The sequence below is a fragment of the Pseudomonas sp. 14A genome (genome assembly GCF_018132745.1).
GTDB classification, from domain to species: Bacteria; Pseudomonadota; Gammaproteobacteria; order Pseudomonadales; family Pseudomonadaceae; genus Aquipseudomonas; species Aquipseudomonas mercuritolerans.
The window spans coordinates 206,351-225,354 of record NZ_JAGRQJ010000016.1; the positions used below are offsets into that span (position 1 = coordinate 206,351).

The 19,004-nt window shown below is 59.9% G+C and carries 17 protein-coding genes, 1 tRNA gene and 2 pseudogenes; 12 read left to right on the plus strand and 8 right to left on the minus strand.

Features of this window, described 5'->3' with window-relative positions; translation table 11 throughout:
• Positions 1–130: 130 nt before the first annotated feature.
• A complete protein-coding gene (locus PS14A_RS20875) occupies positions 131–1,348 on the minus strand; it encodes an MFS transporter (protein ID WP_039761258.1) in 1,218 nt (405 codons plus the stop codon).
• Between the two features lie 434 nt (positions 1,349–1,782).
• Between PS14A_RS20875 and PS14A_RS20880 the strand changes: the two genes are divergently transcribed.
• Positions 1,783–3,840 (plus strand): methyl-accepting chemotaxis protein, encoded by a 2,058-nt coding sequence (locus PS14A_RS20880; protein ID WP_212617129.1) that lies wholly within the window; start codon positions 1,783–1,785, stop codon positions 3,838–3,840.
• A 115-nt stretch (positions 3,841–3,955) separates the two neighbouring features.
• Positions 3,956–4,032: transfer RNA gene (locus tag PS14A_RS20885), tRNA-Met, on the plus strand.
• Between the two features lie 202 nt (positions 4,033–4,234).
• Here the strand turns inward: PS14A_RS20885 and PS14A_RS20890 are convergent.
• Positions 4,235–4,429, minus strand: a pseudogene (locus PS14A_RS20890) (DNA-binding protein); the annotation flags it as partial.
• 398 nt (positions 4,430–4,827) lie between these two features.
• On the opposite strand from PS14A_RS20890, the gene PS14A_RS20895 reads away from it, so the two are divergent.
• The 6 genes and pseudogenes from PS14A_RS20895 to PS14A_RS20920 all read left to right on the plus strand — a co-directional run.
• On the plus strand, positions 4,828–6,075 hold the full coding sequence (locus PS14A_RS20895; RefSeq protein ID WP_212617130.1) for an S-type pyocin domain-containing protein: 1,248 nt from the start codon (positions 4,828–4,830) through the stop codon (positions 6,073–6,075).
• Positions 6,076–6,081: 6 nt separating this feature from the next.
• Positions 6,082–6,357, plus strand: a complete 276-nt coding sequence (locus PS14A_RS20900) for a bacteriocin immunity protein (RefSeq protein ID WP_130910067.1) — start codon at positions 6,082–6,084, stop codon at positions 6,355–6,357.
• A gap of 97 nt (positions 6,358–6,454) precedes the next feature.
• On the plus strand, positions 6,455–6,721 hold the full coding sequence (locus tag PS14A_RS20905; protein ID WP_241662852.1) for a bacteriocin immunity protein: 267 nt from the start codon (positions 6,455–6,457) through the stop codon (positions 6,719–6,721).
• Positions 6,718–6,984 (plus strand): bacteriocin immunity protein, encoded by a 267-nt coding sequence (locus tag PS14A_RS20910; RefSeq protein WP_212617131.1) that lies wholly within the window; start codon positions 6,718–6,720, stop codon positions 6,982–6,984. The genes PS14A_RS20905 and PS14A_RS20910 overlap by 4 nt, the downstream gene beginning before the upstream one ends.
• A gap of 217 nt (positions 6,985–7,201) precedes the next feature.
• Positions 7,202–9,034, plus strand: a complete 1,833-nt coding sequence (gene ggt, locus PS14A_RS20915; RefSeq protein ID WP_212617132.1) for a gamma-glutamyltransferase — start codon at positions 7,202–7,204, stop codon at positions 9,032–9,034.
• A 156-nt stretch (positions 9,035–9,190) separates the two neighbouring features.
• Positions 9,191–9,340 (plus strand): annotated as a pseudogene (locus PS14A_RS20920) (transcriptional regulator); the annotation flags it as partial.
• A gap of 5 nt (positions 9,341–9,345) precedes the next feature.
• Here the strand turns inward: PS14A_RS20920 and PS14A_RS20925 are convergent.
• From PS14A_RS20925 to PS14A_RS20940, 4 genes are all read right to left on the minus strand, one after another.
• Positions 9,346–9,978: a LysE family transporter gene (locus PS14A_RS20925; RefSeq protein WP_212617133.1), complete on the minus strand. Its 633-nt coding sequence runs from the start codon at positions 9,976–9,978 to the stop codon at positions 9,346–9,348.
• A 73-nt stretch (positions 9,979–10,051) separates the two neighbouring features.
• Entirely contained in the window at positions 10,052–10,651 is a 600-nt protein-coding gene (locus tag PS14A_RS20930) for a flavin reductase family protein (RefSeq protein ID WP_212617134.1), read from the minus strand.
• A gap of 160 nt (positions 10,652–10,811) precedes the next feature.
• A complete protein-coding gene (locus tag PS14A_RS20935; RefSeq protein WP_130929605.1) occupies positions 10,812–12,128 on the minus strand; it encodes a PAS domain-containing methyl-accepting chemotaxis protein in 1,317 nt (438 codons plus the stop codon).
• 114 nt (positions 12,129–12,242) lie between these two features.
• Positions 12,243–13,556: an MFS transporter gene (locus tag PS14A_RS20940; RefSeq protein WP_212617135.1), complete on the minus strand. Its 1,314-nt coding sequence runs from the start codon at positions 13,554–13,556 to the stop codon at positions 12,243–12,245.
• Between the two features lie 342 nt (positions 13,557–13,898).
• On the opposite strand from PS14A_RS20940, the gene PS14A_RS20945 reads away from it, so the two are divergent.
• On the plus strand, positions 13,899–15,317 hold the full coding sequence (locus tag PS14A_RS20945; RefSeq protein ID WP_159245687.1) for a TIGR00366 family protein: 1,419 nt from the start codon (positions 13,899–13,901) through the stop codon (positions 15,315–15,317).
• 60 nt (positions 15,318–15,377) lie between these two features.
• Here the strand turns inward: PS14A_RS20945 and PS14A_RS20950 are convergent, their stop codons facing one another.
• Positions 15,378–15,668 carry a nucleotidyltransferase domain-containing protein gene (locus PS14A_RS20950; protein WP_042609686.1) on the minus strand — a complete coding sequence of 97 codons (291 nt, stop codon included), beginning with the start codon at positions 15,666–15,668 and terminating at the stop codon, positions 15,378–15,380.
• 217 nt (positions 15,669–15,885) lie between these two features.
• On the opposite strand from PS14A_RS20950, the gene PS14A_RS20955 reads away from it, so the two are divergent.
• Positions 15,886–17,058, plus strand: a complete 1,173-nt coding sequence (locus tag PS14A_RS20955) for a hypothetical protein (protein ID WP_212617136.1) — start codon at positions 15,886–15,888, stop codon at positions 17,056–17,058.
• A 175-nt stretch (positions 17,059–17,233) separates the two neighbouring features.
• Positions 17,234–17,758, plus strand: coding sequence for a lysine methyltransferase (locus PS14A_RS20960; protein ID WP_212617137.1), 525 nt, complete (start codon positions 17,234–17,236; stop codon positions 17,756–17,758).
• Positions 17,759–17,766: 8 nt separating this feature from the next.
• On the opposite strand, the gene can is transcribed toward PS14A_RS20960, so the two are convergent.
• Positions 17,767–18,411, minus strand: coding sequence for a carbonate dehydratase (gene can, locus PS14A_RS20965; protein WP_039761245.1), 645 nt, complete (start codon positions 18,409–18,411; stop codon positions 17,767–17,769).
• Positions 18,412–18,551: 140 nt separating this feature from the next.
• Here can and PS14A_RS20970 point away from each other — a divergent pair, with 140 nt between their 5' ends.
• Positions 18,552–18,956 (plus strand): serine kinase/phosphatase, encoded by a 405-nt coding sequence (locus PS14A_RS20970; protein ID WP_130910077.1) that lies wholly within the window; start codon positions 18,552–18,554, stop codon positions 18,954–18,956.
• Positions 18,957–19,004: the final 48 nt, after the last annotated feature.

Consider the following 19,004-nt stretch of genomic DNA (forward strand, 5'->3'; position numbering starts at 1 on the left):
CAAAAAAGCCGCGTTTGATACGCGGCTTTTTTGTGTCTGAAAGATTGTTAAAAGATCGCAGCCTTCGGCAGCTCCTACAGATGTACATCTATCCCCTGTAGGAGCTGCCGAAGGCTGCGATCTTTTGATCTCAAGCTTTTTTAGTACGCGGGAGAAAGATCGCCAACACACCAAACAACGGCAGGAACGAGCACAGGAAATACACATACTCAATCCCGTGCACATCCGCCAGATGCCCAAGCAGCGCTGCACCAATCCCGCCGAAACCGAACATGAGTCCGAAGAAAATTCCGGCAATCATGCCGACATTGCCCGGCACCAGTTCCTGCGCGTACACCACAATCGCCGAGAATGCCGACGCCAGAATGAAGCCGATCACCACGCTGAGAATGCTGGTCCAGAACAGATCGACATGCGGCAGGATCAAGGTGAACGGCGCGACGCCGAGGATGGAAAACCAGATCACAGCCTTGCGCCCGATCTTGTCGCCAATCGGTCCGCCGAAGAACGTCCCCGCCGCCACTGCGCCCAGGAAAAGGAACAGGTGCAATTGCGAGCTGGCCACTGACAGGTCGAACTTCTCGATCAGGTAGAAGGTGAAGTAGCTGGTGAAACTGGCCATGTAGAAATACTTGGAGAACACCAGCAGCCCCAGCACCACCAGCGCACTGGTCACCCTGCCCTTCGACAAGCCGTGCGTCGCCGCTTGGCCGGCCTTGAGCTTGAACAGGTTCAGATGGTTGGCGTACCAGCGGCTGATGCGGTACAGCACAAACAGCGCAAAAACCGCGAACAGGCCAAACCACGCCACATTGCCTTGGCCGAAGGGAATGATGATCGCCGCCGCCAGCAACGGGCCGAACGCGGAGCCGGCATTGCCGCCGACCTGAAAGGTCGATTGCGCCAGACCAAAGCGGCCGCCCGAGGCAAGTCGTGCAACACGCGAGGCTTCCGGGTGAAAGGTCGACGAGCCGATACCAATCAGCGCCGCCGCCAGCAGAATCAATGGGAAGCTGCCGACCACCGACATCATCAGAATGCCGATCAAGGTACACACCGTGCCCGCCGGCAACAGCCACGGTTTGGGGTGGCGATCAGTGTGATAACCGACCCACGGCTGCAACAGCGACGCGGTCAATTGGAAGGTCAAGGTGATCAGGCCGACCTGGGTGAAGGTCAGGCCATAGTTGGCCTTGAGCATCGGGTAGATCGACGGCAGCACCGACTGGATCAGGTCGTTGATCAAATGAGCCAGCGCCACCGCGCCGATGATGCGCATCACCAAGGGGCTGCTTTGCGGAGCAGCGGTCGCCGAGGCAGCGGCGGTCTGAACGTTGCTGATAGCCATGGAAAATTCCGGACAGCAGATGGGTGCCCGCAGGCAGGTGCGTCAATGTGCCATTTTTCGGTGCGCTCGCGCTATCCCCTTAGCCAGCTAACTAAGTTATTGGACACACCACCGTGTAGGAGCTGCCGAAGGCTGCGATCTTTTGATCTTGCTTTTAACCATCAAAGTCAAAAGATCGCAGCCTTCGGCAGCTCCTACAGGGGATCGTTGGCAGCGAAGGTGATAGCGCAACGCCATGGTCTGAATCTTGCCTTGCTTCTGCCCTTGAACACGATCGCCTTACAAAGGCGCTCGACAATGGGAAGTTTCGCTACAGAGCCGGCCTACAGAGCGGGCATGGGTGAACTTTCGAGGCCTTTTAGAGGGCACGGGTCGTGAGCCAACAGCTCGCGATGCACGCCAATGGTGCGTGGTGTCCAGAGGAGTCATGAGGCATGCAGGCTTTCCTTTCACCGGGGATCAAATTGCTGGGGCGGTTTGGCTTCGCAGGTAAATTCCAATTATTGTTTCTGCTGTTCATTCTGCCGCTGGCCGGCAGCCTGTTGATGATCGGCCATGACTATCGCGAGAAGCTCAATCTGATCTCCGGCGAACGTGCCGGTGTGCGTCAATTGCTCGCGCTGGATGCGCTGGACAACCTGCTCGCCGCGCAACGCGACCGCGCCGCCCGCTGGCGCGCCACCGAGACCAATCGTCAGCCGACACCGGCCACCCTCGCCGCCATGGCTGCCTTCGACGGCGTGCAACCGGCGGTACTGCAAGCCACCACGGAGCTGGGCAATGCCCTGAACCAGCAAGGCGCCGACGGCGCAATCCTCGAACGCTTTCAGGCGCTGCAAACCGCACTCAATGGCCTGGATACGAAAAGCCTCAGCAATGTCGGCTGGTGGCCGGACGGTTATGACCGCTTCACCAATGCCCTGGGCGCGCTGCAAGCCTTGCGCGAGCAGATCGTCATGGACAATCGCCTGACCCTCGCGCCGTGGTTGGAAACCTACCTGCTGACGCAGATTTCCACGCAGCACGCACCGGACCTGATCGAGCGGGTCGGCCGTCTCGCCGCGGTCGGCCAGGCTTCGGTGGTCTCCGGGCAGTTCACCCTGCAGAGCCGCCTGCAGTTGCGCGACCTGCGCAGTCGCATCGGCGACGCCCGCGAGCAACTGGTGAAAACCGCCGGCCTGCTGGAGGCGCGTCTGCCAGCCGAGCTGCAAGCCTGGGCCGGTCAGTATCACGACAGCCTGAAACACCTCGACAGCGGCCTGAAAGTCCTCGACGACGGTGTGTTTGGCGGCAGCATCAACCTCAAGCCAGAGGACTTCGAACGCAGCCTCGACGCGCTGCTCACCGACCTCGCTTCCCTGCGCCAGCAATCCCTGGTGGCGCTGGATCAGCGGCTCGATGCGTATTACAGCTCGGCGATCCGCCAGTTCATTGTTGTCGCCGCAATCTTCGGTTGCCTGCTGCTGGCCGCGTTGTACCTGTTCGTCTGCCTGCAAGCCTCGATCCGCCGCAGTGCCAGCGGCATCACCTTGCTCGCTGAGGCCTTGCGCGACGGTAACCTGAGCCTGCAAGTGCCAGTGGTGGGGCGCGATGAGCTGGCGGCGATCAGCACCGCGCTCAACGTCGCCGTGGTGCAACTGCGCAGCAGCATGCTCGGCGTCGACCACGAGACCTCGCAGTTGAGCAACGCGGTACGCAGCCTCAACCAACACTCCAGCGGCGCCCTGAGTGAAGTTGAGGCGCAGCAGTTGCAGATCAGCCAGATCGCCGCTGCCGCCACGCAATTGGCCGCCACGTCGCAAGGCGTCGCGCAGAGTTGCGAACAGGCCTCGGGCAGCGCCCAGCAGACCCGGCGCATCGCCGCCGACAGCAGCCGCGACAGCCAGCGCACCACGGCCAGCATTCAGCAGCTCAATCAGCGCCTGAACGACACTGCCGCCGCACTCGGCCGGGTCAGCGAGCAAGGCCAGCAGATTCAACTGGTCGTGGACACCATTCGCGGCGTCGCCGAGCAGACCAACCTGCTCGCGCTCAACGCCGCCATCGAAGCCGCCCGCGCCGGCGAACAGGGTCGCGGCTTTGCCGTGGTCGCCGACGAGGTGCGCAGCCTCTCGCAACGCACGCAATCGTCCACCGCGCAGATCGCCGGCACCGTCGACAGCCTGCGCGCCACGGTCAACGAAGCGGTGAGCCTGATGGAAGCCGCCTGCGGTCAGGCGCAATCGGATGCCGAGGCGGTCACCGGACTCGGCGAACGCTTGGGAGAAATCGCCAGCGCCGTACAGAGCGTCACCGACACCCTGGCGCAAATCGCCACAGCTGTGGAAGAACAGGCCAGCACCGCCGACGAAGTCAGTGGCAATATCCAGCAGGTCGATCAAGCGGCGGTGCGTTTGCTTGAAGGCGCACGTGCGGTGAACCTCGCGGCCGACACCTTGAGCCAGGGCAGCGAAGCCCTGAGCGCCAATACCGCCAGATTCCAACTGCGCTGACGCCCTCCCCGGCCCCGATTTTCGGGGCCCGAGGATAAGCGGTTGAAAACAGGAAGAAATATTTTCGATTTACGCTTGACGCTTTGCCATTTCAGGGGAATAATGCGCGCCACTTGGCTACATAGCTCAGTTGGTTAGAGCATAGCATTCATAATGCTGGGGTCCGGGGTTCAAGTCCCTGTGTAGCCACCAAGTACTAAAAACGGCTTACCGAAAGGTAGGCCGTTTTTTTATGCTTCGAGAAAAGTTGCGCTCTGCTTCACTCGCAACCTACCGCTTAATGTCAGCGGATCAATTCCACGTGCCCCATCAGAGAAATGCCGCTGGGAAAAAATCAGAAAGCCCGACATCGAGCCGGGCTTCTTATTACCACGGTGGATCACGCTGCTGTGTGAAGTCCGGTTGCGTTGGAGACAGCGGCAAAACCGCCTCTCGCTTCCACCACACGTCGCACCGCGGTGAGAAACACAGACTCACCGCCCTCTTCATCAATTTCTTCCAATGCTGCAACGAGATATTCGAGAGCGAAATTCTCGTCCGTGCGCAGCATTTCGAGAACACTGTCCTCGTGATTGCTTACGCTTTTCATTGAGCTACCTCTTCAGCGCCTTCCAGATTTCTTTTGATTGATCGATGTCGTGTTGCTGCCTATGTTTTGTTCCACCGCCCAGCAAAAGTGAAGCCCCTCCTGGGAACCGTACAGAAACCATCCTCAGGCAACGCCGTGTAGGCTGTCGACCTGAATAATCTGTAAGAGAAATCCGGCGTAGTCAGCGATTCAAAGGAAAAGACTACAGGCGCGACCGACAATGGTTTTGCCTGAATCAGGCGCAAAACCGCTGAACTGAGATAGCCCTGTAGGAAGCAGGCTTTGCTCACGTAAGAACTGGATTTTTCATCACGTCAAGCACCCGCCCCTCTCTCCCCGAATTACCCTTCGATCGACAAGCTCCCCTGGCTCGATTCAGCGCCATGCAGGGAGTTGGCATGCCTCAATACAAATACCTTCTCGACGATGACTGGTTTTTAAATCCGTATAGCGGTGGCAGGGCCTGGTTTACTTTGCTTCCACCGAAAGCGCCGGAGCCGGTGTACATCGAGAAGGATGAGTGGCCTGCGCCCAAGCCACGCGAAGACAGGGTCTTTGCCAAGTCCTGCACGCCGGACAACTGGTGTCGCACGGACGCTGGCACTGCCAAGGAGCCAGCCAGCAACTTCGGCAAGATCATGGTCACCGGCGCCATGCTCATGCCCTCCGCCAGTACCGCTGTCGCGACGGCAATAGGCGCCGACCTGGCTTTGGGGCGTCTGGCCGGCGGCGGGATTTTGCAACAGCGCCTGAACTGGGCCATCCGTGGCGCCGGCGGGCCGGCCAGTGTGTTCGTGCTGGGAATGCTGCCGAGCAAAATGGCCGACGGCACGCTTCACACCGACGAAGAACTACGCCGCATGAGCCGCGCCACCACGCGCGTGCGCTTCCAGTTTCGTCGTGATGCCGAAGGTGTTCTGCGGGTCTACGGCATCCACTCCGGCGCCTCTGGCGATGACGCCGTACGCACGGTGAGCGTCAATTGGAACGCCGACAAGACCGCCATGGAGGCCAAGCTCAACGGCATCACCATTCTCTGGACGCCGCAACGCGGGCCGTTGGGGTCGATGCCTCCGCTGGTTTATCCCGACCACGGTGAGGCACTCGGCCCGATCCTCGTCCACCCGATCCCGGACAACACCGATAGCCAGATTGAGGGTCTGCCGGGCGAGGATGTAACGGCCGAGGATTGTATTCTGGTGTTCCCGGCGGACACCGGGCTGAAGTCGTTGTATGTGGTTTATTCGAGGCCGGCGAGGCAGACGCCTGGGATCGTTACGGGGGTGGGAGAGGATGTGGCGGGGATATGGCTTGCGGGGGCTGATTCGGGCGTGGGGGTTCCGATTCCAACAGACGTTGCCAACTCTCTACGAGGACGAGAATTCAAAAACTTCGACTCATTCAGAGCAACCTTTTGGAAAACGGTTGCAGAGTCAGCATCGGGGGGTGAGTTGATTGAACAGAATGTTGGTCGCATGCGTAAGGGTAAGGCGCCACGTGTGCGTAAAGCCGATAGAGTCGGCGGTAGAAAGTCTTATGAAATTCACCATCTCGAAAAAATATCCAAGGGCGGTGGCGTATATGACCTAGATAACCTTCGAGTAAATACTCCTCGGAACCATATAGATATACACCGGCGTGAATAGGCAAATATGAAAGACACCTTATTAAAAGCCAGCATTTCTGAGTACACAGAGGCCGAATTCGTCGCGCTACTACAAGAGCTCGCGAAAGAGGATGAAGAGGCTGAAAACGATGATCGTGCTGATTTACTGTTGGCACACTTCGAGACAATCAGCGAGCATCCAGCAGGATCGGACTTGATCTACTACCCGGAGCCTGGTGCTGATAACTCGCCTGTGGGGGTAATGCAAAGTGTCAGGGACTGGCGAGCAGCACAGGGATTATCCGGGTTCAAAGACTCTTGATAAGTCGTGTCGTTGAGGGTTCGAGCCATCGAGTTAACTTTGGCTCTCACGATTTATTGCGTCTCAACACATCCAAGATTCGTGCATGAGATAGGCAATGGCAACGGAATTCCTTATTAAAGACGATTTGTCAGATTACACCGAGCAAGAATTCATCAACCTCCTTGAGCGCATTGTCGGAAATGAGGGGAGCGAGAAAGAAGAAAGCAAGCTCGTTCTTCACTTCAATTTGATTTGTGGACATCCAAGAGGATCCGATTTGATTTTTTACCCTGAAAATGGCGCCGATGACTCGGCACAGGGAATCATTGAGTCATTGAAGAAATGGCGTAGTGACCATGGGCTGTCGGGCTTCAAGCAATGATAAGAAAACGCACCAAGCAAAGCATAGCTGACTACACCGAAGCAGAATTCTTGAAATTTGTGCAATCTGTTCTTGCAGCCAACACAAGCCCAGACGAGATTCTCGATCCGCTGTTATTTGAATTTGTACGTCTGTGTGAGCACCCAGCGGGCACTGACCTTATCTATTGGCCCGAGGATATGAAACAACAAACAGCCGAGGGCATTACCGAGATCGTGAAAAGGTGGCGCTGTACCCATGGTCTACCTGGCTTCAAGCAATAAGTTTCTGACTCACTAACCCCTGCATAACTCTCAAGAAGATCGCATCGCCTGAGTTACCCCTTTCGCGAGCAGGCTCGCTCCCACAAGGGCATCGTTTTCGGCCAATCGATTGGCGCGGCCGCTGAGCGGGAGGGCTGTAATCCTCACGCAGTTTGCACCCCGCCGGCCCGCTCGATAAAGTCCCCGAAGACTTCTACCCCACGGACGGAGAGCCCGCGTGTTTCCAGCCCAGCCCTTGAAGCGCTTTCGCCTGCCAGCCCTGACACTGCTTGTCAGCGCTCTGACCCTCACCGCGTGCAACGCCCCGCCCTCTTCTTCCTTGCCGCTGGCGCCGGAAGCCGCTTCCGGTTACCGCACTGATCTGCAAACCCGACACGCCAATAAACACATGGCCGCTGCTGCCAACCCGCTCGCGGCCGAGGCCGGGCGGGAGATGTTGCGTCAGGGTGGTTCGGCGATTGATGCGGCGATTGCGATGCAGGCGGTGTTGACGCTGGTTGAGCCGCAGTCCTCCGGTATCGGTGGCGGCGCGATGATTGTGTTGTGGGATGGCAAGCAGGTGCGCACCTATGACGGCCGCGAAACGGCGCCAGCCGGAGCCACCGAGAAGCTGTTCCTGAAGGCTGACGGTAAACCGATGGCCTTTACCCAAGCGCAGAAGGGCGGGCGCTCGGTCGGAACCCCCGGGGTATTGCGCGCGCTGGAGCTGGCGCATCGGCAGCATGGTCGCTTGCCATGGGCGAAGCTGTTTGAGCCGGCGATCAAACTGGCCGAGCAAGGCTTTGCGATTTCCCCGCGTCTATATTCGCTGCTGACTGCCGATCCACTGATACGCCAGTCGCCAGACATGGCTGCGTACTTCCTGAATGAGGATGGCAGCGTCAAAGCTGTCGGCACACGCCTGCAAAACCCGAAGTTGGCCGCCGTGTTCAAACGCATCGCCAGCGAAGGTGCCGATGCGCTGTACAAAGGTCCGATCGCCGAAGAGATCGTCGCCAAGGTTCAACAGCACGCCAACCCCGGCAGCCTGTCGCTGAACGATTTGCAGCGTTATCAGGCCAAGGAGCGCGCGCCGCTGTGTACCGACTACAAGCGTTGGCAGGTCTGCGGCATGCCGCCACCGTCGTCGGGCGGGATCGCCGTGGCGCAGATTCTCGGCACGTTGCAGGCGCTGGAGACTCGCGATCCACGCCTGTCGCTGACCCCGCTCAAACCAGTGAACAGCAATAGGCCAGCCGGGATCGAACCGGCGCCGCAAGCGGTGCATCTGATCGCCGAGGCTGAACGTCTGGCCTATGCCGATCGCGCGCAATACGTGGCCGACACCGACTTCGTCCCGGTGCCGGTCAAAGGGTTGCTCGATCCTGCCTATCTGGCCAGCCGCGCCAGCCTGATCGGCGAGCGCAGCATGGGCAGCGCCAAACCGGGCACACCGCCGGGCGTACAGGTTGCCTACGCACCGGACCGCTCGCCGTTGCGCATCTCGACCTCGCAAGTGGTCGCGGTGGATGATCTCGGCGGCGCCGTGTCGATGACCACCACCATCGAAGCCGCGTTCGGCTCGCACCTGATGGTTCAGGGTTTTCTGCTGAACAACCAGATGACCGACTTCTCGTTCATCCCCGAAGAGAACGGGCAGAAAGTCGCGAACCGCGTCGAACCGGGCAAACGCCCACGCTCGTCGATGGCGCCGACACTGATCTTTGATCGCAACACTGGTGAATTCGTCGCCACAGTCGGCTCGCCCGGCGGCTCGCAAATCATCGAATACGTGGCGAAAACCACCATCGGCCTGCTCGACTGGAACCTCGATGCACAAAGTGCGATCAACCTGCCCAACTTCGGCAGCCGCAATGGCCCGACCGAACTGGAACAGGGGCAGTTCAGCCCGGTGCTGATTCAGGCGTTGAAAGACAAAGGGCATGCGGTGAATGAAATCGACATGACCAGCGGCACCCAGGCGATCGTGCGGGTGAAGGATGCGCAGGGCAAAGCGACATTGACGGGGGGTGCCGATCCTCGGCGTGAGGGAGAGGCGTTGGGGGATTGAGTATTACGAAGTGGGCAGAAAAGGCTTACCGGGAGGTAGGCCTTTTTTTTCGGCGATTGGCTCTGTTCATATGTCCCTAGTCGCCTTTTCCTACCCCGAAAAATAGTTGCTTGGCTTAAATTCAATCAGCAAAGATCGTAAGAAAATGGAGCAACCATGAATCCGAGCCCGATCCATACCGAAGAAGATTACAGACTGGCACTCAAAAAGGTTTCTGCGCTGTTCGACAGTGAGCCGGAACCTGGCACCTCTGAGGGTGATTATTTCAACGAAATGATTAACCTCATCGAAGCCTATGAAGCCCGGCAATGTCAGCGATTCGCCACCAAATGCACCCCAAACAACAAATAGCATCCACCTGCCAATCGATCCAGCCACTGGCGTGACCGCTCGTAGACACTAGCAACCCGGCGGCTGGCGAAGAACAGAGCGACGCTGCAATACCAGCTGAACGACAGCGTGGCCATGGTCAGCACGGCCAGCGCCAGCAGGAGCGGCGGTACGTGGGGCGGCATGGCGGTGGCGAAGATGGTGGCGACAAAGAGTGCCGATTTCGGGTTGGTCATGTTGCCGAGGAAACCGCGAGCGTAGACGCCGGAATAAGTCTGCCGGGGCGCAGCCGGTGTACCGGGGGCAACCGTAGCCTTGCGCTTGAATTGCTTCAGCCCCAGATAAATCAGGTAGCAACCGCCGGCAATCTTGAAGCCCAGATAGAGGGTCGGCGCGGCGCTGAACAACGTCTTGATTCCCAAGCCGCCGGCAAGGCCCCACAGTACCGTGCCGGTGGCCACACCCAGCGCAGCCACCACGCCATGTCGGCGCGAGTGACTGGCCGCGAGTTGCGCAATGTTGAAGAAATTTGGCCCGGGCGTGACCACCGCCACTGTCCACAACAGCGCCAGCGACAGCAACGGGGCAAGATAACCGGCAACAAAAACGTCCATGAGCGTTGCGCCTGAGCAGTGAAATGAAGCCTCTACCTTGCTACATCCGCTGACGGTTTTCCATCAACGTCATTTAAACCGCCAACGTCTTGCCATCCACCCCATCCCCAATCTTCAGGAAATGCCCGCCCGCAACGTGATGCAGCGTGCGCAATCCATCCTGCCCTTCGAAATGCCAGCGCCCATCGCTGAACACACGCTCATCGGCCTGGGCAGCAATGACTTCGGCGAGGAACAGGTCGTATTGCTCGTGATTGCGCGGCTCCGGCAGCAGGCGGCATTCGAGCCAGGCGACACAGCCGTCGAGCAGCGGCGCTTCAACCTGTTCGCCAGCGAAGGTGTGTAGGCCGTACGCCTGAAGCTTGTCCCGGCCCTGGTTGCGGGTGATTTCCAGGCCGGAGGTGTTGCCGACGGTTTGCACGATATCGGCCTGACTGACGCAAGGCACGTTCAACACAAAGGTGCCGGAGGCCTCGAGCAACTGGCGGGTCCAGGTGGATTTGTCGAGGACGACGGCGACTTTCGGCGGTTCGAAATCCAGCGGCATGGCCCAGGCGGCGGCCATGATGTTGCGCTGGCCGTCGTGAGCGGCGCTGACCAGCACGGTCGGCCCGTGGTTGAGCAGGCGGTAGGCTTTGTTCAGGGGCACCGGACGGCGGTGGGAGACGCTCATGGGAATCTGCTCCGGAGGAAAAGGAGCCGATTGTAGCGTTGTCACTGGCGAAACACAGAACCTGTGGGAGCGAGCCTGCTCGCGAAAGCGGCGTGTCAGCCAACATTAATGTTGAATCGCCTTCGCGAGCAGGCTCGCTCCCACAGTTGATCAGTGTCGATCAGTGAGACAGCTGATTGGCAAACTGCCCCACCGCATCCACCACTTTCTGCGCACCGTCCTGAATCTCGACGATCACCGTGCCCGCCTCCGCCGCCAGCGCCAGGCCCTGTTCAGCCTGAAGCTTGCCGTCGGTCATCAGGGCCACGGCGTTGCGGGCCATTTCCTGGTTCTGTCGTACCACGCCGACGATTTCGTCCGTCGCCTGGCTGGTGCGCGAGGCTAGTTGCCGGACCTCGTCCGCGACCACGGCAAAACCACGGCCCTGCTCGCCGGCCCGGGCGGCTTCGATCGCGGCGTTGAGCGCCAGCAGGTTGGTCTGTTCGGCAATGCCGCTGATGGTTTTGACGATCGTGCCGATCACCAACGACTGCTCGTTGAGCGCCTCGATACCTTCGCCAGCGGCTTGCATGTGCCGCGACAAATCACGCATCACGTTCACCGCTTCGGTGACGACCGTGGTGCCCCGTTGTGCGGTGCTGTCGGTCTGTTGCGAGGTGCTGTAAGCGATGCTGGCCGCGTCGGCAACCGCCTGCTCGCGGTTGACCTGATCGGTGATCACCGTGGCGAACTTCACCACTTTGTACAGTTTGTCGTTGGCATCGACCACCGGGTTGTAGGACGCTTCCAGCCACACCGTACGACCATGGCTGTCGATACGCTTGAAGCGGCCAGCGACGAATTCGCCGCTGTTCAAGCGCCGCCAGAAATTCTGGTACTCGGCGCTGTTGTACTCTTCCGGGGCGCAGAACGTGCGGTGATGTTTGCCTTTGATCTGCGCCAGGCTGTAACCCATGCCGTTGAGGAAGCGATCATTGGCACTGAGCACATTGCCGTTGAGATCGAACTCGATCACGGCGGTAGAGCGCACCAGCGCGCCGATCAGGTTCTCATGCTCGCGGGAGGCTTCGATGGTGCGGGTCAGGTCGCTGGCGTAGAAGGAAATGTGTCTGATCCGGCCATCGGACGAGCGCACCGGTTGCACGATGGAACGCAGCCACGCCTCGTCGCCATTGCCGCGCAACAGGCGCACGGCGCCGGCGAAGTGCTCACCACGGCTCATCGAGTTTTTGAAGCGCTGATGGAATTCGTCGGTTTTGACGTGGGCCGGCACGATGTCTTCAATTGCCCGGCCGACCAGGTCCTGGCTCTTGTAGAGCATTTCATCGAGAAAATTCTGGTTGACCGAACGAATCCGCCCGTCGGGCTCAAGGGTCAGCGCGAGCATTTCGCTTTCCAGGCTTTCCTTCACTTGTACAAGGCTGGAGAGTTCTTCGCGCAGAGCAGCCAGCTCTTGCTTCAAGCGTTTATTGAACATGGGAAAGCACCGATGGCAGGGTAGTTAGCGAATACAACCTAGCCATCGGCCTTGCACAGCTTTTCTTAAGCCAGCTCCAGACCCGTCAGTCGAAAATAATCCGGCGCTTGCGGTTCAGGCAGCGCCGGCAGCCTGACACGGTCCGGTACGTGGCATGCGCGCACCGAAATACGCCGCCGTCACAATCCCCACAGCGCCCATCACGGCACAAAAGATCACGCAGATCCATGGGCTCCACGGCATCAGACCAATCAGCAACAGCGGCGTGATACTCGCCCACGCCGCGTAGGCAATGTTGTAGGTGAAGGAAATGCCCGACACGCGAATCCGCGCCGGGAACAACCCGACCATCACCGAAGGCACCGCACCCACTACCCCACAAGCGAGACCGGCGACCGCATAGGCCATGCCGATCCAATGCCCGCCCAGGATCAGACAGCCATACAACACGCCAATGCCCAATGGCAGCAACAGGCTGTAGAGCATGACCGTGCGCCAGGCGCCGATGCGATCGACCAGCAGCCCCGCGATCACGCAGCCAATGTTGAGAAAGACGATGCCCAAGGCACTGAGGCCGAAGGTGTGGCTGGCGGTCATGCCGAAGGTTTTCTGCATCATGGTCGGGGTAATGACCACGAAGACCACCACCGCCGAGGTGAGTACGCAGGTGAGCAACATGGCCGGCAGCATGGCCAGACGATGTTCACGCAGCACCGTGCGCAGCGGCAGCTCGACCCGCGCCTCGCGCTGCGCTTCCATGGCCATGAACACCGGGGTTTCGCTGAGCCATCGGCGCAGATAAACGCCCACCACGCCGAACACGCCGCCGAGCAGAAACGGATAGCGCCAGGCGTAATCGAGAATTTCGGCAGGTGTGAAAACCTGCGCCAGGAAGGTCGCGGTGAGTGCGCCGATCAAGTAACCGAAGGTCAGGCCGGCTTGCAGGAATCCGAGGGCGTAACCGCGATGGCCGACAGGCGCATGCTCGGCGACGAACACCCAGGCACTCGGCACTTCACCACCCACCGCAGCGCCTTGCAGGATGCGCAGCGCCAGCAACAGCAAGGGCGCGAAATAGCCGATCTGCGCGTAGGTCGGCATGATCCCGATCAGCAGGCACGGCAGCGCCATCATCAGGATGCTCAGGCTGAACACCTTTTTGCGGCCCAGACGGTCGGCGAAATGCGCCATCAGAATCCCGCCCAGCGGCCGCGCCAGATAACCGGTGACGAAGATGCCGAAACTCTGCAGCAAACGCAGCCACTCGGGCATTTCCGGGGGGAAGAACAACTGACTCAGGGTCAGTGCGAAGAATACGAAAATGATGAAATCGTAGATTTCCAGCGCCCCGCCGAGCGCCGCAAGGCCGAGGGTCTTGTAGTCGGAGCGGCTGAACGGCGCCGGTCGGGCTGGAGAATTGGCAGTCATGACAAGGAACTCAGGCATCGGCAAAAACCAAGGCGCTCATGGTCTACGCAAAAGCGCGGATCGACAACCCGTCAGACCATAGTCTCGGTTTGCGAAAACCTGCTCAACAAAAGGGCGGCGCTTGATTTACTGTTAGCGCCTGTCCAAGGGACCACGCCAACACCGACCAGCCGCCCACGTGGGAGCGAGCCTGCTCGCGAAAGCGTCAGTTCAGACAACCTGATGCTGAATGTGCTGACGTCTTCGCGAGCAGGCTCGCTCCCACAGGGATCTCTGTGGCTGTCGAGCCGGGCGACTGCTCCCGCGGACCAAAATAACCATAAAAAATCCGAGGTACTTCCCGTGGCCGTTGATATCGAAGATAGCCGCTCCGCGCGCTTTGCCCTGCGCTGTTCCAGTTTTGCCGAACGCTGGTTTCCCGACTCCTGGGTATTCGCCGCGTTGGCCGTGATCATCGTTGCGCTGGCCACTCTGGCCATGGGCGCCAAACCCACCGCTGCAGCGATGGCCTTCGGCGACGGCTTCTGGAGCCTGATCCCGTTCACCATGCAGATGGCCTTCGTGGTGATCGGCGGCTATGTCGTCGCCAGTTCTCCGCCCGCAGTCAAACTGATCGACAAACTGGCACGCATCCCGAAGAACGGCCGCTCCGCCGTGGCCTGGGTAGCGTTGATCTCAATGGTCGCCTCGCTGCTCAATTGGGGTCTGTCGCTGGTATTCGGCGGGCTGCTGGTACGCGCCCTCGCCCGCCGCACCGACCTGAAAATGGATTACCGCGCGGCCGGTGCTGCGGCATATTTGGGACTTGGCGCGGTGTGGGCGCTGGGCTTGTCATCGTCAGCCGCACAGTTGCAGGCCAACCCGGGCAGCCTGCCGCCGTCGATCCTGTCAATCACTGGCGTAATCCCGTTCACCGAAACCATTTTTCTCTGGCAGTCCGGCGTCATGCTCCTGGCGCTGATCGTAATTTCGATCATCATCGCCTACGCCACCGCGCCCGGCCCCAACTCGGCACGCGACGCCGAGGCCTGCGGCATCGACCCGGCGTTCAACCTGCCGCCGCTGCAACCGCGCACGCGCCCCGGCGAATGGCTGGAACACAGCCCTTTGCTGATCATCGTGTTGGTGCTGCTGGCGGCGGGATGGCTGTTTCACGAGTTTTCGACCAAACCGGCGATTACCGCGATTTCCGGCCTGAACACCTACAACTTCCTGTTCATCATGCTTGGCGCGCTGCTGCACTGGCGCCCGCGCAGCTTCCTTGATGCGGTGGCCCGTGCGGTGCCGACCACCACTGGCGTGTTGATCCAGTTTCCGTTGTACGGCTCGATCGCCGCACTGATGACTACGGTCAAAGGCGCCGATGCGCAAACCCTCGCGCATCACATCTCGACCTTCTTCGTCAGCATCGCCTCCCACGACACCTACGCGCTGCTGATGGGCGTGTATTCGGCGATTCTCGGTTTCTTCATCCCGTCCGGCGGCGGCAAATGGATCATCGAAGCGCCCTACGTGATGCAAGTCGCCAATGACTTGCAATACCACCTTGGCTGGGCGGTGCAGATCTACAACGCCGCCGAAGCACTGCCGAACCTGATCAACCCGTTCTATATGCTGCCGCTGCTGGGCGTGCTCGGGTTGAAGGCGCGGGATCTGATCGGCTTCTCGTTCGTGCAACTGCTGGTGCACACGCCACTGGTGCTGCTGTTGTTGTGGGCGCTGGGGACGACATTGGCGTATACGCCGCCGGTGATGCCGTAAGTCGATAAAAACGCACCTGCTCAAGGGCAGGTGCTCTTAAAACTTGGTTTGATCGCTGCTTTAGACGGGTCGCGCCTGATCAAGCACCTGCTGACGAAATTTCACTGGCAGGTCGCCGGGGGTCAGCACCTCGACCGCAACACCCAGCAGGTCTTCAAGCTCAACCTGAAGCCCGCCCAGATCAAAAAGCGTCGTGCCGGGCAGCGGGTCAACCAGCAGATCGAGATCGCTACCGTCCAGATCCGTCCCCAGCAATGCTGAACCAAATACACGCGGGTTGGCCACACGAAAGCGCCCGATCACTTCGCGGACGGCGGACCTTTGCATGTCGAGAGCAGTAGAAGGCTTCATGACTCACCCTTGGAAAATTCGATGTCGCTGCAGTCTAGCAGTGCGGACGCGCACCAGGCAGCGTGCTTGTTGGCACAGCCGTAACAATATGTGCGCTGCTTGGGTCATACCGCATTCAGGCAAGAATCCACACTCAACCGCTTTTCTGTCAAACACCACTGATCCACTATGAAGCGCCCCCAAATCGAGGGGAACCCACGCTGAAAAGGATCTGAGCATGTTCAAACTCGCAGGACTTACCCTCGTTGCACTGACGCTAAGCACCGCCGTCCACGCCGATGTCGACGTGAAACTGGGCAGCACCGAGCGCGTCACCCGGCTCTTCGCCTACCCCAACAATTGCAGCGTGATCTGCTTCCGCAACTGGACGCTGGAGCAGACCGTTGCTCACTACCTGAGCCAGAGCCTCCAGCGCGACGGTTACGCCGATGCCAAGGTGCTGGTCAAGACCGACAACGATCAGCTCTACGCCGAGATCACCGGAGTGCCGGATGGCTATGACAGGTCATTGTCCGCGCTGCTCGACGCCGGGGATCTGGCTTATGCCGGCGCCAGCAAGCTCAATGCCGATGGCAAGTGGGCCTACAGTTGGTATCTGTTCCTGCCACTGGGCATGGCGCTGGAGAATCGCAAGAGCGTCGAGTTGCTGCACTTCCCGCCTGACTACTCGCTGACCCAGGCGCAGGATTATCTGCGCTCGAACACCACCGACCGCTGGGCGACTTTGCTGACCGATAACGGCATCCCCGCCGGGCAGACGCCGGCCTATCAGACCATCATCGACATCGCGCCGATCGCCGCGCCGTCCAACGCCGGCGGGGATCTGGAGGACGTCTATGACTACTTCAAGGATTACCAGACCACGCTGGTCAAGCAGTTCAGTAAGACCGCCAGCGGCACGACGCTGCCGATGGTTGCGTTCGGGGCGCCGGTGCGCAACTGGATCAAGGAACAGTATGGGCCGACGGTGGGCGTATTGGGTCTGGCAAGCATCAGTCCGAGCGAAGGGGTGAACGTGCCGGTGCTCGGTTCCAACCATCCGAGCTATATCTGGTACGCCGCCGATCCGAAGAGCTATACCGGCGACGATGCCCAGGCCAAGGCTGACGCGGCGGGCTTGAAAGTCATGGGTCAGGATCTGAGCGCGGCCTGCTGGCAGGCCGGGATGGGCAGCAAACCGGGCAGCGATGCGCAGGCCACGCTGAACAGTTGCACGCAAACATGGCAAGTGACGCAAAAGGTCAAAACCTGCGAGTTGTTCTATACCTCGATTCGCGATCTCAGCGCCGAACAAGCCGCTGCCAAGTGCGCAACGCCACCGGTCAAGACGCAACTGCAACAGCTGAAAGCGCCACTGCCTGCGGCCGCCGTGCCCGCACCTGCTTTGTAATCGTTGCCGCAGTAACCCCGTGTCAGCCAATGCTGACGCGGGATAACGGCGATCGCGCCTGTCAGGTTTGACAGTAGACCAGTAGTTTCAATTGCGCGACGCTTGGATCCAATCATGCATCGCCAGGCGAGGCATGGGCACAACCCGGAGGCAATACCCACCGACAAGGACTGTTATGAACAATCAAGCCATGGGCCGGCACTCGACGCGCGACACCGAAGGCATCTATCCCTTCGCCGGACTTCCCGTGCGGCTGGGCTTTCCATCCTGCGACGACTTCCAGATCATCCACAACGAACGAGGCGTTGCCACGGCAGTGGTCGCGCGCCGTGAGTTTCTGCGCATCAGCCGAATGTGCCGGGTTTCCGGGCAATTGCTGCCCTATCGCTGTCGACAGACCCGCCAGTTGCAAACCGGCATCCACGTTTACGATCCGCGCTTTTGCGGGGTGCTGGAACACGCCTGCGACCCGAATGTATTTCTCGACATGAGCGAGTTGTGGCTGTGGGCCTTGAAAGATATCCACAGCGGCGAACATCTGAGCATCGATTACGCATCGACCGAAGACAAACTGCTACGCCAGTTCGCCTGCGATTGCGGCGCGTCGCGCTGCCGTGGGTGGATCACCGGTTACGACGAACCACCCACGCCTGAAGGCCAGCGCTTTTTACAGCGCTGGCGTCACGCGGGGCGAGGTTGAAGTGACGGTTATGGCGCGCCGACAGGGCGCAAACGATATTGCGGCGGCAACTGTTCGAAACCACTGATGGTGGTATTGAGACTTTTCCAGCGGCCATCCTTGATCCCGTAGATGCAGCCGTGGATCGACAGGGGCTGGCCGCGATGCCAGGCGTTCTGGATGATGCTGGTGTGCGCGACGTTGGCCACTTGCTGGATCACGTTGAGTTCGCACATGCGATCGACCTGCTCTTCTTCGGTCGCCAGCTTGGCCAGCTCTTCGCGTTTCTCGTAATACAGATCGCGGATCGAGCGCAGCCAGCCGTCAATCAGGCCAAACTGGCGATCCTGCATCGACGCACGCACACCGCCGCAGCCGTAGTGGCCGGTGACGAGGATGTGCTTCACCTTGAGCACATCAACCGCGTACTGGATCACGGACAGGCAGTTGAGGTCGGTGTGCAGCACGACGTTGGCCACGTTGCGGTGCACGAACAGATCGCCCGGCAGCATGCCGACGATTTCATTGGCCGGTACGCGTGCGTCGGAGCAACCGATCCATAGATATTCCGGAGTCTGCTGGCGCGCCAGTTTGGCGAAGAAATCCGGGTCTTCCTTGGTGATCGCGTCAGCCCAACGCTCGTTGTTATCAATCAGGTCTTGTAGATCGTGCATGGATAAGGCCTCAAGAAAGATGCGCAGGTTTGATAGACGACCACCCGTCGAAGTCACGCCGCCAGCGCAAAGTGTTTTCGTTGGAATTCTCGCGCGCCCGGTGAGTCCACTCAGTAAGGCCCACACTATGAGGAATTGCCATGACTGATTCACGACGCCCTTATGATGCGGTGCAACCGGAACCCATCGATGATAACGAAGACCGCATGGGCTCGGTGCACGAGCTGGACTTTGACGACGAAGAGCCCAGCGCGAAGATCGGCGATGAGCTGCCCGAGCGTGAACGTGAACAATTGATGCCTGCTGAGCGAGTGCGTGAGGCGGGTATGACCGGGGCCTCGGTGGACGATCACCAGCCGACTGATGATGACCTGAGCCCTGAGACTTTGATTCGCGAGGATGGTGCGCGCGATGCCGAGGAAGTCGGCGAAGGCAATCCGGCGGATTGGGATTTGAGCGAGGTCGGTGAAAACGACATCGGCGGCGGTGACGGGCTCGATGAGGCGGAACTGGCGGATCTGGATCCGCTGGATGGCAAGCGCTGATCAGCTGACTTTGAATTTGCCCCCTGTAGGAGCTGCCGAAGGCTGCGA